The 14,401-nt window shown below is 47.9% G+C and carries 10 protein-coding genes; all 10 read left to right on the top strand.

Going from position 1 to position 14,401, the window contains the following annotated elements:
- On the top strand, positions 1–789 hold a 789-nt coding region (locus BA1DRAFT_RS12330), incomplete at its 5' end, for a DUF2345 domain-containing protein (protein WP_152544323.1).
- 10 nt (positions 790–799) lie between these two features.
- Positions 800–1,648: a DUF4123 domain-containing protein gene (locus BA1DRAFT_RS12335; RefSeq protein WP_036779511.1), complete on the top strand. Its 849-nt coding sequence runs from the start codon at positions 800–802 to the stop codon at positions 1,646–1,648.
- Between the two features lie 129 nt (positions 1,649–1,777).
- The gene (locus tag BA1DRAFT_RS12340) at positions 1,778–4,339 is read left to right on the top strand and encodes a T6SS effector BTH_I2691 family protein (protein ID WP_036779514.1); all 2,562 of its coding nucleotides are present in this window, start codon (positions 1,778–1,780) and stop codon (positions 4,337–4,339) included.
- Between the two features lie 2 nt (positions 4,340–4,341).
- Positions 4,342–5,400 (top strand): DUF6708 domain-containing protein, encoded by a 1,059-nt coding sequence (locus BA1DRAFT_RS12345; RefSeq protein ID WP_036779517.1) that lies wholly within the window; start codon positions 4,342–4,344, stop codon positions 5,398–5,400.
- Between the two features lie 75 nt (positions 5,401–5,475).
- The gene (locus tag BA1DRAFT_RS21310; protein WP_051560773.1) at positions 5,476–7,113 is read left to right on the top strand and encodes a DUF6708 domain-containing protein; all 1,638 of its coding nucleotides are present in this window, start codon (positions 5,476–5,478) and stop codon (positions 7,111–7,113) included.
- A 298-nt stretch (positions 7,114–7,411) separates the two neighbouring features.
- Positions 7,412–8,176, top strand: a complete 765-nt coding sequence (locus BA1DRAFT_RS12355; RefSeq protein WP_036779519.1) for a hypothetical protein — start codon at positions 7,412–7,414, stop codon at positions 8,174–8,176.
- On the top strand, positions 8,173–8,430 hold the full coding sequence (locus tag BA1DRAFT_RS12360; RefSeq protein WP_036779522.1) for a PAAR domain-containing protein: 258 nt from the start codon (positions 8,173–8,175) through the stop codon (positions 8,428–8,430). Before BA1DRAFT_RS12355 ends, BA1DRAFT_RS12360 begins: the two co-directional genes overlap by 4 nt.
- Positions 8,431–8,433: 3 nt before the next feature.
- Positions 8,434–9,687 (top strand): hypothetical protein, encoded by a 1,254-nt coding sequence (locus BA1DRAFT_RS12365; RefSeq protein WP_036779524.1) that lies wholly within the window; start codon positions 8,434–8,436, stop codon positions 9,685–9,687.
- Entirely contained in the window at positions 9,684–13,058 is a 3,375-nt protein-coding gene (locus BA1DRAFT_RS12370; protein WP_036779526.1) for an ImcF-related family protein, read from the top strand. Before BA1DRAFT_RS12365 ends, BA1DRAFT_RS12370 begins: the two co-directional genes overlap by 4 nt.
- Before the next feature lie 816 nt (positions 13,059–13,874).
- Positions 13,875–14,366, top strand: coding sequence for an Hcp family type VI secretion system effector (locus BA1DRAFT_RS12375; protein WP_036779528.1), 492 nt, complete (start codon positions 13,875–13,877; stop codon positions 14,364–14,366).
- The last annotated feature ends 35 nt before the right edge of the window (positions 14,367–14,401 follow it).

The following is a 14,401-nucleotide window of genomic DNA, read 5'->3' on the forward strand; positions in this document are numbered from 1 at the left end:
CAGCGACCGCATCCCAACAAACGCGGCGAAGGCTTTGAGTTGCGCACCGACGACTGGGGAGCGATCCGGGCCGGGAAGGGGCTGTTGCTGAGTACGCATGCCCAGCCTAAAGCCTGTGGCAGACAACTGGACATGGATGAGATCAAACGCCAGCTTGCTGATGCTTTGTCATTGGCAGAATCGCTCTCTGATCTGTTGCAAACGGCACAGATTGATCCGCTGGATAGTAATACCCAACAGCATTTTCTACAACGGAATGTCGAGCAATTACGGGAACCGGTGATTGTCGCGGGGGCGTTAGGCGGCATCGCGCTGTCAACACCGCAGCATATTCAGCACAGCGCCAGTAAAAACCTGATGATGACTGCCGGTGGCAACACTGAAATCTCGTCGTTGAAACGTATGGTACTGGCGGCAAAAAAATCAATGGTGGTGTTTGTGCATGAGCTAGGAATGAAACTGGTTGCGGCGGCCGGGAAGATTCAGGTGCAAGCTCAAACTGATGGGATTGAAATCGTTGCCAAGAAAGGCGTAACGATCACTAGCAGTGATGACGAAATCCTGATCTCAGCTAAAAAGAAAATCACTTTGCAGTGCGGCGGCTCCTATCTGACGCTGGAACCCGGCAAGATTGAACACGGTTCCCCGGGAGATTTTAACGTCAAAAGCGCGAATTTCGATTATACCGAACCGGCAAAGCTGGACGTGCCTTATCCCCATTTTACTGCCTGTGACGTGATGGTTGCCGAAGCGACCGATCGGGGCGACGCGACGGTGCCATTAGGCTAAGGAATTGATGATGACTCATTATCTGACTGAACCGCTGGCATTTGCCGAGCATCAATATGCGCTGATTGATCGCGTGGTTGTACAACAGTTGCCGGAAGCATTGCCGGTGATTGAAGTTGTTTCACCGCTGCTTGCTCCTCAGGCGCATTTGTATCCCTGGCTGTTGCCGTTGCATGAGTTGCCGTCTGATGTTTGGTTCCGTCTTCTCAATGAAGCGCGTCTGAAAACAGATCCTGACTCGCCGCCGTTTCTCACCTTATTGCTTAAAAGTGATTTATCTCTGGCGGCAATAAAAAACGTGCTGGTTAATGCCTTGTATCTCAAGGAGAAACAGCAGGGGCATATCCTGCGTTATTACGATCCTCGTGTCCTGTTTCATTTGCACTGGATGATGGGGCCTTGGGCATTTTCACGCCGGATTGCCTCGGATGACATTACTCACTGGACATTCTGGCTGGAGGGTAACTGGCATACGCTGGCCTTCCCGGAGAAAGTCCGTTACCAGCAGGGGGAAACGTCGGCGTCATTTGCTCAAATTCAGCGTATTGGCCTGATTAATCAGGTATTGGCTCAGTTGCCGGTGACGTCTGATCTTGCGCAGCGGCAGACGCTTAGCCGTCGTATTGATGCGCTATTTGATATCGCCATGACGCAGTGGTCATTGACCGATAAACAGGATCTGACGGCTTTTGCGTTACATGGCGTCACCCTAAATGACGAGTTTCATCAAGCGCCGAGAATGAAAGAGCTGTTGGGCCGGTGCCAACATGTTACGGGGTATTACCAGCGTATCACCCGTAGCTGGACGGATGAACAGTGGCAAGAAATGACCAGTAAAGTCCGCTACCTGCAACTTTAGCCGATGGAATTATGAATGATGAACCTTAAAGAAACATCGATTATCGCTAGCGACGCGAACGGAGCGTTGCTGGGCCGTCTTAACCCGGAAAACCTGAAATAAATAGTGTGCAATACAGGAGATTTTATTGTGAATAACCCTGGCTGTAATTTTTGTACCCGCAAGGGACTGCCTGTTTTACTTGTTCGTCCTGCCATCAAGGCGCAGGGTGATGGTGTGCCGGATTTGCCTGCGAGCATATCGATGCCGGTAGAGAGAAAAGGCGAAACCGGCTATACCACCCGTGTGTTGCGTGCAGGCTTTTTGTATATCTGGGATGAGCTGGTCAATGGCTGGATTAATTATTACGTGACTGATGAGGGCTACTACTATCTTCTGCCCGCCGATGGCAAAGTTCCGCCGCGTCTAACCAATGGTGAAATGAAACCTTGCATTGATGAGCCAGATGAGTTGGCGCGTGCTTCGCTGGTGACATTACCGGTGTTGCCGAAGGGGTTGACAAACAAAGCCTTTTGGCTGGCATGGTCGGCGGTGCAGTGGACGGATGCGGTACGTAAAAAGCATGAAGATCCGGTATATCGTGCGCGATATATGCAGCGTTTTGATATGGAAAAATGGCTAAACAGTGGAGAGGGGGAGAATGCACTGCCGTTCTCGTCACTGACGGATACCGTAGCGGAATATCATACGCAGATAGATACCAACCGGCGTATTGCCGATTACACCAGCTCTCATTGGAATGGGAAATGGTTATTTGAGCCGGACAATCTATGGTGGGCTGTCAGAGAATTGCTGCCAGACAAAGGCGTCATACTGTTTCTGTCTGATCCGGTTGCTGTGGTGCAGGATATTACTGCGCTGGCGAATTATCGGTTAAAGACGCAGTTTCATGAAAATCCACACTACATCAGAGGAGTTGCGCTTTCGGCTTCTTTAAGCACGCTGAAAGAGGCGTTATGCCGACAGTTTGAGCGGGATCAGATAAATGAAGATGAAACTCTGCAAATGCAAGTGCAATACGGTTACTACATTTCTGGCGGAGCATATCTATCGGGTAATCCTGGGGTTGTGGATACCAGCAAGAGCGGGTTAGACAGCTCGACATTAAAACGGATGGTACGGGAATATTGGTCAGATTACGAAAAGTACATTGATCGTGATAAAGAAAAAGCGTTTATGGATCGGTTCACTACCGATCTGACGCGGTATGACAACACCATTATCTCGCCGATGACCGAAATGTATCTGGACTGGCTGAAAAGTCAGGCCCTGCTGGACTATTTTGACCATAACTTTGATAGCACAGACGATTATAGCGGTGCGCTGTTTGTGCAGTCAGTCCATGACTGTGTTGCAGGCATGCAGGATAAACTGGGGGCCTCCCGTTATTTTCAAGAGCAGATGATGAGCACCACCATCACGCCGGATAATCTGCTATTACGTGCGCTGGTGATGAACAGCGATAAAAAAATAGAGCAAATTCACGGAGTCTTAAAGACCGGTGGAAACTACGGCTCTCTCGCCTGGGATAAAATACCGGATGGGCTTAAAGACATCGCTGAGCACTTCGATGGACCGGTTTCGCTCACAATAGAAAAATACCTGAATGAACTGAGTAGCACTTTGTTTGCAGTGATGAATAAAGCAGTGGAAAAAGTGCCGCTTCCTGCACTGGTCGTATTAGCTAAGCTGCATGGCAAGGAATTAAAAGTCATTAAGTTCGTCGGAAAACGTAAACATTTTATCAGTGCGGTGGTCGCTGTGACCAGTGAGCTGGGGGATCTGAAACGGCGTCCTTCCTCAGATCAGCTTCGTCACTACGTTGACGCTGAAATGAGTCGTTTAAAGATTGATGGCTTGCCGATGGAGGGGGATCAGGAATTCAACTTTATTGTGCTGGCAGACGCAGGTGAAGCGGAAAAGACCTTGGCTTTACCGGAGGCGGAACGGGCTAAGTCTTTGGTGAAAACCTTGCATTCTGTCGATGAGATCCGTGCGGAGCTGTTTCCGGGGACGTTACGCACAAAACTAGCGCAGTTAGAGGCCAGTTCTGTCAAGAGTGCTGCCGAGCAGTTGGCAAAAGTCCCGCCCTTTATCGGCTGTACCTTCTCTCTGGTGTTGCAGATTTCCGCATTGCGTGCGGCTGGGTGGACCAAGGGTAAGACTGAGGCGTGCACCCGGTTTATGGCGGATCTGGTCTCCGCAATGGGGGCTATCGCTGAAACTTGTGAGCGGTTGTTGAATGATTTTCAGGTACTTAGATTACAGCCTATGCTGAGTTCTGTTTTTTGGGAAAAAAACCTACTTAAGTTACTGAAAGGTCTTGAGATAATGAAATCCGTTGGCTCTTGGGCCGGGATCGTTGGGGTATTATGGGATGGGTATCATGCAATAGATGACATTAGGAAAGGCAATGTAGGATCAGGAATCGCTTATCTGATTTCGGCGGTGAGTGGATTGGTGTTAATTGTCTGTTCATTGGGGCCGGTAAGTATTTTTATTACCTTGCTGTTTTACTTTGGTGCCAATATTTATTTGGCGATGAAGAAGAAAGATGAGATCCAAGAATGGTTGGCAGCCTGCTTGTGGCGCAAAATTCCGGCAGGTGAAGAGGATATTCCTGCTATCTGGCCAGATAGCAGAATGGAAATGGACGCTTTTAACAAATTAATGACTTCGGCGGAGGCGTAATTATGAAATGGAATATCTTGTATAATCCTTATAAATTGAACCGCCCTTTGACTTGGGTAGAAAAGCACGATCAACTTTGTCAGGGAAAACCGACTAAGATAACCGCTAAATATGGTATGTATATTGTTGATCACGATACGGTGATCCGTATGAATTCTACTTATATGGAAACGGTGGATAAGTATTATAGAGAGAAGGGATTTGTTAGTTCTCTTCATGCAACGGTATTTTTTGGCTACTTAGGATTATCGTTATATTTTACTGCTATTATGATTTTTCAGGGCTTCAACGGAAATTATGAGATCTTAACGGGTTTTTTTATTTTTCAATTGGTTGCCATGTTTTTTTTATATTTCAGTAGCAAATTTATCTTAAAAGAGTGGTTTGCTAAGACACACTATCCAATTCGATTTAACCGCAAAACCCAAATGATCCATGTTTACCGTTTTAATGGCACAGTATTATCGGTTCCTTGGAAAGAGGTATTTTTTACCCCAACAATAGGAGGTGGTAAGTGGCCGGAATGGAGTATCAGCGGCCATATTCTGGCAGACGATCAAGAAACGGTATTAGATACATTTAGTCTGGGACTTTCTGGTGATTTGAAATTGATGCCGGGTTATTGGGAGTTTATCCGTTGTTATATGGAGGAAGAGTGTTTACAGGAGCAGGCGGATATTATCGCTTTATGTCCTACCATTGAGAAACAGAAAGAAAGTTATATTTTTGGATTACAGTATCTGATGCGGATGGGTTCTCGTTTGGCCTGGCTTTTTGGATTGGTAATGATGCCAATTTTTCTAATTACCAGTGTTGCCCGTTATATTGCGATGCAGACCAGCAAAATGCCGCAATGGCCCCAAGAAGTGGAAGAGGCTTGTCAGGTTGATCCTGATGACCCAATTAATGTCAGTGCAGCGAATAATCCCGTGCATTTATGGCGTTATGTTTTGGCGAATCAGACGCGGGAAGAACGTCAGGCATTATATGATCGCCAGTTATCGGCATATACCCGTTTGCAAGAGAAAATTGCAATGGCTCATTCATCTACGGATAAATAAAGGCAAGCACATGAACGAAATTATTGCTTACAACGCGGCTATTTGTCCGAATAAAATCCCTGCGGAGGTGTAATTATGCAATTAAATGGCTTGCATACCCCTTATAAACTGAATCGTCCTTTGACTCGACAAGAGAAAAGTGATCGACTTTATCAGGGAAAACCGACTCAGATAGACGGTAAATATGGTCGGTATTTTTCTGATTACGATACGGTGATCCGTATGAATTCCACTTACATGGAAACTGTGGATAAGTATTATGAAGATAAGGGATTAGTTAATTCAGCTATTGCAACGTTATTCTTTTCCGTTATAGGCATCGGGGTTTACGGATATGGGAAGCTGATTTATCAATATATTGTTTATAATGTGCCAGCACCTTCTTTATTAGGATTATTTTTGGGAACAGGCGCTCTTGCATTTATGATCTATTTCAGTGGCAAGCTTACTCTAAAAGAGTGGTTTACTACAACGCATTATCCTATTCGTTTTAACCGCAAAACTCAGATGATTCATGTTTATCGTTTTAGTGGCACGGTATTATCGGTGCCCTGGAAGGAGGTGTTTTTCACTTTGACTGAAGGAAGAGGCAAGATGCGGGAATGGTGTATTGACGGTCATATTCTGGCAGACGATCAAGAAACGGTATTAGAGACATTTAGTCTTGGGCTTTCCGGCTGGCGGGATATTATGCCGGGTTATTGGGAGTTTATCCGTTGCTATATGGAGGAAGAGTGTTTACAGGAACAAAAGGATATTATCTTATTGTGTCCTCCCATTGAGAAACAAAAGGAAAGTTATGCTTTTGGATTACAGTATCTAATTAGGATGAGTTTTCGTTGGGAATGGATTTTTGGGATCATAAGGCTGCCATTTGCTCTAATTGCCAGTGTTGCCCGTTATATTGCGGGGCAGACCAGCAAAATGCCGCAATGGCCTCAAGAAGTGGAAGAGGATTGTCAGGTTGATCCTGATGACCCGATTAATGTCAGCGCTGCGAATAATCCTGTGCATTTATGGCGTTATGTGTTGGCGAGTCAGACGCGGGAAGAACGTCAGGCGTTGCATAATCGTAAGTCATCAGCACGTACATGTTTGCAAGAGAAAATTGTAAAAAAATATGGGATAACATCAGAAGGAGAAGGTAAGCAGAATGTCAGTAATTTATTGAAAATATTGCAGAAGCTTGTAAAGGCAACTTCCGCAAAAAAACAGGAGAGACTACTTTTTGATTTTAGATCAGAGTTAGAAAATTATTATATTTGGCTGGAGGAGGCTGTAAAGGAAGGTAAAATTGGCTATATGATGCTTAACCCAAAACAGCCTGACGATCTACCTTCTCTCTTTGTCTATTTGAGTCAGCGACAAAATGAGCGTCCGGATTTAATTTCCGGAGTTGATAAGCCGGGGAGTGTCTTCAAGGAATACGACAGTGATTATCTGTATACTCTTGCTTATACACAGGATTGTGATTTTAAATTTGTTCTCGTTGATGAGAATAATAATATTGAATTGCTTTCTAAAAATATATTGATATTGTTAGATTTATTCCGTAATTCAGATTCAGAAGGTATACAAGACCAGCCAACACGCATTCCAGAATCACGCATAGTGACCTCTGGGTCATTATCTGGATTTAAACGTGGATGTATTGTGTTTTTGGGTGCCTTATTGCTACTGGTTTTTATCTTTGTTATGTTGAAATTGAGGTAATATAATGGCGAATATGGTGTTGCCTCGGAGTATTCCTGTATTTTACTTGTGTCTGAATTTAAAAGCAGAACTCATTCATCAATCACTGAATAGAACTCAGGTAAAAGTAGTTCGATAGCGTGAGGTTAAAAGTTAAGAAAGCAAGACAGTAAAAAGCGAAAGGAATAATCATTAAGTTATCCCAAGAAAGGGAAAATTGAAATTAACAATGCGTTAATGGTTTCCGCTCGCCTGAAAGAAAGCTTGTGTAATACAAGAGAGACCGTAAGTTTAGTTAAAATGATTGATTGGAGTTCTTATGAAAAAGTTGAGTATAATCCTGTGGTTAGGTTTGATTATTGATTTGATAGCTATCGGAGGGTTTTTTTATTATTTGCAGTTACAACAGGCAACTCAAAATGGTTTAAATTATCAGGATCAAGAGACTCTTAAGGAGCTTTATCCTATTGCTCAACTGATAGCAATTGCTATCGCGATACAGATGGTCAGTGTATTATTCCTTTTTGTTCATAAAAAGCTGGCGCTCTTTTTGGCTATGTTGTCTGGATTAATAACGCTTCCCTTGGGATGTGTGTATATCATCGGTTTTCTTATGAGTTATAATAACTTACGATTCGCTGAGTTACCGTTATTTAATTCAGTCAATAAAAAGCAACTTTCCCCTTGCCTTCATTTTCGTCAGGAACGTTTTTATATCGTTGCGGTCATATTAGGTGTGGCGGCTGTTGTGCAATTCAGTATTACCGCTTCGATGGCGATATTATTAGTGGTTGCTGCAATCGTATCTGCCTTTAACGGTATTCGCCTGACTAATCGGCCTGTATTGGGTATTTATGGCGATCAACTGGTAATTACACCTTCCTTATTCAGTAAAACCTATCAGGTAGGTTGTGAACAGGTGGCGATGAAGAAAAAAGGTGAAAAGACAATTAGCTTTATTATCCAGACTGATTCATTGAAAGAAACGGTGAATATTAAGCGTGACCTGATTAGAACCACTGATGATCATGCCGATATTGAAGAAATTGAAAAAAAATTAACACAACAAGGGGCTATAGAATGAAAGGCATTATCCGTATTCATGATAAAACCACTCACGGTGGTCAGGTGCTGAGTGGTTCGCAGAAAATGAAATTCGGCGGTCTTGGTGTTGCACGTAAAACCGATCCGGTTTCCTGTCCGAAACACGGTAATACCACGATTATCGAAGGTCATCCCACGCTAAAAGATAACGGCCTGCCGGTGGCCTTTCATGGTCATCGCTGTGGTTGCGGTTGCACGCTGATTACCTCTTTAAACACTGCGACAGTGAGTTAATGTATGCCCGTAGATATGAGTGCTATTCCTATACCGGCAGAGCGTAAACCGGGGCCGATAATAAAACGCTGGCTGATTGCACTGATGATATTTATATCATTGGGTGGTTGCGCCACGGTTGTGTACTGGCCCGCCGGTATGCCAATTCATACCCCTTGGTTCTGGTGCTGTTTTCTGGTTTTCCCATTTCTCGCCTGGGCCGGTGCTTTTGGCATCAGGTGCTTGTGTTACCAAATCTGCCAGATATGGTCTGATAGTTGGGATTATGAGCGTGAGGTCTGTTTATATCAGGAGACACAGCGAGGTCAGCGGCATTTAAATGTGCTGGCTCATGTGGTGGAGCTTCCGCAAACAGTAATGACCGGCTCACTGGCGACACAGTTAATGACACAAAAGGCTGTATTACCTTCATGGGTGGATATGGCTCATGGTCAGGTTGTGCGTCAGATACGTTTCGATATGCCAGAACGCCCGAACCGTGAGCGGCTTTACGAAAAAATGGCGGCGCTGTTAGCTGATGAGACACTGACCACCGCATTGCGTCAGTTACCGGTTAATTATACGGTTTTCTCGTCGTTACAGATTGATGCGGGTTTAGATGCGGCGGATTATGAAGCGGTCTGGCAGTCAGCCTGGGAAGCTTCGGGCATCAGTACTCCGTTATCAATATTGCCGGGAGCGGGGCTGGATATTATTGATAGCTGGCTGGATACCTCCCGCCATAATGCCGTTTTGCTGATAGTCGCTATTCGGCTTGCGACAGAAGTGATGGACGGTCAAGGTGATGCTGACGTTGCGTTATTGCTGAATTCAACACCCGTTCGCCAATCTACTCTGTTCGTACCACAACTTGAACCGCTCTCTGCGGTACAAGCCATAATACATCGTCCTGAACTAACCCGGGATGATGACATGAAATATGCATTGTCGCAGGCGTTGCTATGGGCTGATATTCCGGCCGACTCAATTCATCAATTGTGGTTCTCGGGCATGGGCTGCGATAACCAATCTCAGGCGATATTTACTCCATTAATTGATCAACTGCCCAATGTGGGGAAACAGACGGAAAGGCAGTGTGATATTGACGTGCAAACCGGTTTTACCGGCATAGCTTCCCCTTGGTTAGCGGCGGCCGTTGCTGTTGATGCCGTAACCACCCAAAAGCAGGCGCAATTAGTCATGAGCACGCCTGCGCCCGATAGGCTTATTCCCTGGTTTATGGTGATTAAACCGGTAGAAACACTGGAGACAGTATGAAGAAATATATGACGTTATTCTGGGGTATTTTTGGATTACCGCTGGTGCTGATAACCGTCTGTAGTCTGATGATATGGTTTAAGCCGGCGTGGTTGAACATACAGGGGCAGCCGTTATTAGAAAAACAACTGGCATTTCAGTGCTATGTATTGATTGCCAGTGTGCTGTTTTTGCTGATTTCTGTTCTGATAACACGCTTGTTTGTCCATGATGCTCGTACCGCGTTTCGTTACTGGCGGCGACAAAGTGAGGTACCTGAAACGGTATCTGCATCGCCTGAACCTGACCCGGCATTCGGAGAACTGACCCGCCATTTGCGCCGTCGTTATGGTTCTTTCTGGCGGTTTAAGGTACGGATTTTAATGGTCACAGGTGAACCGGAACAAGTGGAAGCGATTGTCCCCGGGCTGACAGCTCAGCACTGGCAAGAGGGTGAGCACAATCTATTGCTGTGGGGCGGCAGTTTGCAGGTTCAACCGGATAAAGCGCAGTTACAGGCGTTGCGTAGGTTGCGTCGCCGTCTCCCGCTGGATGGGGTGGTGTGGGCGATAACCGAAGACCAGCTCGGCCAGCGGACGCAGATAGAGACCGCGCTGCGTATGCTGGAGAAACAGGGGCAACAGCTAGGCTGGCAGGCGCCGGTGTATGTGTGGAATGTGCGTCACAGCGACTGGGACCAGCGCGACCGGTCGACTCAGACGGTGGGCTGTTTTCTGTCGGAAGGGGGGACGCCCGAGATGCTGGCGCAGAGTCTGGATAGCCTGATACCCACGCTGGCGAACCGGGGCATGGAACAGGCGATAGCGGAGAACCGTCACGATTTTCTGTTGCGACTGGCGCAGTCTTTGCGGGATGACGGGGTGACACGTCTGGTCCGGCAGTTGACGCCATTGTTAGACCGGCCGCCGATAAGGCTGTCGGGCGTGACGTTCAGTTTACCGCTGCCGGTGCCGGCAGGGATGGTGGAACATGGCTGGCTGGGGGATGCCAGTTGGGGCGGGGTGCTGGAGCATGTGCGCGATAGCCGGGGGCAGGCGGTGGGTTTTCCGTGGGAGAAAAGCGCGCAGTGGAGTGTGATAGCGCTGGCGGCGTTGTGGGGCGTCGGCAGTGTGACCTCGTTTTGGGTTAACCGGCATCAGATAGCGGTGAGCCGTGAACGCATCAGCGCGGCCAGCGACCGTCAGGGAGATTTATCGGCCCGTTTGCTCAGTCAGCATGGGCTGCAACGGGAGATTGACCGGTTGCAGTCTCAGTCAGAGCGGGGGGCGCCCTGGTACAGCCGTTTCGGGTTCAATCAGAATGATGCCCTGCTGAAAGCGATGTGGCCGGTGTATCAGCGCAATAATGCCGAACTGATACGTGATGCCGCTGCCCGGTTGCTTCATCAGCGCCTGACGGAACTGGTGAATCTGCCGGCGGGTAGCGCACAGCGTCATCAGCGTATCAAATTGGCCTACGACCAGTTGAAAGTGTACCTGATGATGGCGCGGCCGGAGAAAGCGGAGGCGGCGGTGATGAGCCGGGTACTGATGGCGGACTGGCCGCACCGGGCCGGGGTGACGGATGGCTTATGGCAGAACAGCGGCGAGGCGTTACTGACGTTTTATGCCGAGAACTTACCGCGCCACCCGGAGTGGAAAATCAGCGTGGATAACGAACTGGTCAGTGAAGTGCGTCAGATACTGCTCAATCAGTTGGGGCAGCGTCATGCGGAAACGATGCTGTACCAGAAAATGCTGCGACAGGTGGCTCACAGCTACGGGGATTTAACTCTGGCGCAGATGACCGGCGCCACCGATGCCGGTCGCCTGTTTAGCAGCCGTCAGGTAGTACCGGGGATGTTTACCCGTCAGGCATGGGAAGGGCAGGTGCAAAAAGCGATAGCGCAGGTGGCAGCTTCCCGGCAGGAGGAGATTGACTGGGTGCTCAGTGACGGCCGTCAACCCGTATTGAAGGCGGTATCCCCGGCGGAGCTGAAAGCCCGATTGACAGCGCGTTATTTTACCGACTTCGCCGGGGCGTGGCTGAACTTCCTCAACAGCCTGCGCTGGCATAAAACCCATAACCTGTCCGACACCATCGACCAGTTAACCCTGATGGCGGATGTGCGCCAGTCCCCGTTGATTGCCCTGATGGATACGCTGGCTTATCAGGGGGAAGCTGGACAACCGGGTGCGGCATTGGCGGATTCGCTGGTGAAATCGGCGCAAAACCTGTTCCAGAAAAATAAGCAGCCGATGATTGACCAGACCCGGCTTCCAGCGGGGCCGCTGGATAACGCGTTTGGTCCGTTATTGGCGCTGATGGGTAAAAACACGGAGGAAACCGGGCTGACGGCGGACCCGTCACTGAGTCTGCAAACCTTCCTGACGCGGGTGACGCGGGTGCGTCTGGCGCTGCAACAACTGGCGAATACCGATGACCCCCCGGCGGTGATGGAAGCGCTGGCGCAGAGCGTGTTTCAGGGGAAAAGCGTGGCGCTGACGGACACCCGGACCTACGGCAGCCTGATAGCCGCCAGTCTGGGGGCGGAATGGAATGGGTTTGGTCAGGCGGTGTTCGTGCAACCGTTGACCGAAGCGTGGCAGACAGTGCTACAGCCGGCGGCGGCCAGTCTGAACGAACAATGGCAGTCGGCGGTGGCGGCGGACTGGCAGACCGATTTTGACGGCCGTTACCCGTTCGTGGCGGGGCAAAATGAGGCTTCGCTGCCGATGCTCGGGCAGTTTATCCGGGCCGACAGCGGGCGGATAGAGCAGTTCCTGCACAGTCAGTTAGGCGGCGTACTGCATAAAGAGGGGAAATATTGGGTGGTGGATAAGGTGAACAGTCAGGGACTGCATGTCAACCCGGCCTTTTTAACGGCGATAAATCAACTGAGTCAGGTCGCGGATGTGCTGTTTGCTAACGGCAGCGAGGGAATACGCTTTGAATTGCGGGCGAAACCGGTGGGTGATGTGGCGGAAACGGACCTGACGATAGATGGCCAGCGGCTGCGTTACTTTAATCAGATGGAGAGCTGGCAGCGTTTACGCTGGCCGGGGGACGAGGATAATCCCGGCGTGGCGCTGACCTGGACCGGAGTGAATACCGGGGCGCGGCTGTATGGCGACTATCCGGGGACGTGGGGATTAATTCGCTGGCTGGAGGCGGCACAAGTGCAGATGCTGGATGAAAGTCGTTACCGGCTGAGATTTACCACGCCGGAGGGGTTGCCGCTGACCTGGGTATTGCGGACCGAAGTCGGGAAAGGGCCGCTGGCATTATTGAAACTGCGGGGGTTTAGATTGCCGAAAACGATTTTTGTGGAGAAGACGGGAAATAGCCTTGCTGAATCGGGGATAAATAACGACGACTGGGGAACAGAATAATCGCTTATTTGACGGTATAAACCGGGGAGGGTAAATGGCGTGATATTGCCGGTTATCTCCAGAATATTTAACTGAGTTTGGTTATTCATCTGATGGTCAATATGTTATAAGCATATCATCATGATATTCCTATTTATGTTTAATGCTTTGTGATGAGGCAGGGTAATCGCTGTCCTGAATCAACGGGAGGCTATTTTCGATGAGATTATTTTAAATAATGAAATCTATTCTCATTCGCATAATATAACTGAGAATTATTCTTTTTTGCGTGTCGGTAACGTATTGATGATAATGAGTCTGAGTCATGGCAAGGATGGGATAATGCCGGTGTTGTATTTTTAGTGTTAATTAACGCATTGAAAATAAAGTAAAAATATATTCTATTGTTAGGGCTGTGAGAAATGTAAATATCTGTATGGTGAGTCGCTATCATATTGTTTTAATCAATGCGATCTTTTTATCTAAACAAATGACATTCTGTTTAATTTTGGTTTAGATATAATGAACTTTGCCGTTTTCATTAAACATTTTGTGCTGTTTGATAAAAAAATACTTGATTTTAATATGCACCCACAGGGAGGATATGAATTATTCAATAACTGTCTATGCAGTTAATGGATCTATTAATTTGAACGCATGTGTCAGGCTATATGATTATTCTTCTCCCGGTTAACTGCCGAGTCAGGAAATACCGGCATCTATTGACTGTTCCCCGAATTTACCGGGGATGAAAACCGAAAATGTATTCGGTTAGGGTTTTAATCACGTCACCGATATTGGTGGCATTACCCATTCAATAATAGAGGAGTCATGGGTATGGCAATCCCTGCGTATTTATGGTTGAAAGATGACGGCGGCGCCGACATTAAAGGCTCGGTGGATGTACACAACCGGGAGGGTAGTATCGAGGTGGTGGCGCTGGAACATGCGCTACATATCCCGACGGATAACAATACCGGCAAGCTGACCGGTACCCGTGTGCATGCGCCGCTGGTGTTTACTAAAGAGGTCGATGCGTCTAGTCCGTATCTGTATAAAGCGGTGACGTCTGGTCAGACCCTGAAATCGGCGGAATTCAAGTGGTACCAAATTGATGATGCCGGTCAGGAGAAGGTCTATTTCATCACTCATCTGAACAACGTGAAGGTGGTGAAAGTGGCGCCGTTGATGCATGACATCAAAGATCCGACCAAAGAGAAGCACAACCATCTGGAACGTGTCGAGCTTCGTTACGAAAAAATCACCTGGACGTACAAAGACGGCAACATCATTCACTCTGATTCGTGGAATGAGCGCAATCAGGCGTAATGGGTTGACGGGCTGGCGGTTGTGCCAGCCACTTT

This window comes from Photorhabdus aegyptia (genome assembly GCF_000612035.1).
Taxonomy (GTDB): domain Bacteria; phylum Pseudomonadota; class Gammaproteobacteria; order Enterobacterales; family Enterobacteriaceae; genus Photorhabdus; species Photorhabdus akhurstii.

Bases quoted from the DNA above. Each gene is read 5' to 3' on its own strand.
- BA1DRAFT_RS12375 (WP_036779528.1), top strand. From the start codon at position 13,875: ATGGCAATCCCTGCGTATTTATGGTTGAAAGATGACGGCGGCGCCGAC.
- BA1DRAFT_RS12365 (WP_036779524.1), top strand. From the start codon at position 8,434: ATGCCCGTAGATATGAGTGCTATTCCTATACCGGCAGAGCGTAAACCG.
- BA1DRAFT_RS12360 (WP_036779522.1), top strand. From the start codon at position 8,173: ATGAAAGGCATTATCCGTATTCATGATAAAACCACTCACGGTGGTCAG.
- BA1DRAFT_RS21310 (WP_051560773.1), top strand. From the start codon at position 5,476: ATGCAATTAAATGGCTTGCATACCCCTTATAAACTGAATCGTCCTTTG.
- BA1DRAFT_RS12370 (WP_036779526.1), top strand. From the start codon at position 9,684: ATGAAGAAATATATGACGTTATTCTGGGGTATTTTTGGATTACCGCTG.
- BA1DRAFT_RS12355 (WP_036779519.1), top strand. From the start codon at position 7,412: ATGAAAAAGTTGAGTATAATCCTGTGGTTAGGTTTGATTATTGATTTG.
- BA1DRAFT_RS12345 (WP_036779517.1), top strand. From the start codon at position 4,342: ATGAAATGGAATATCTTGTATAATCCTTATAAATTGAACCGCCCTTTG.
- BA1DRAFT_RS12335 (WP_036779511.1), top strand. From the start codon at position 800: ATGACTCATTATCTGACTGAACCGCTGGCATTTGCCGAGCATCAATAT.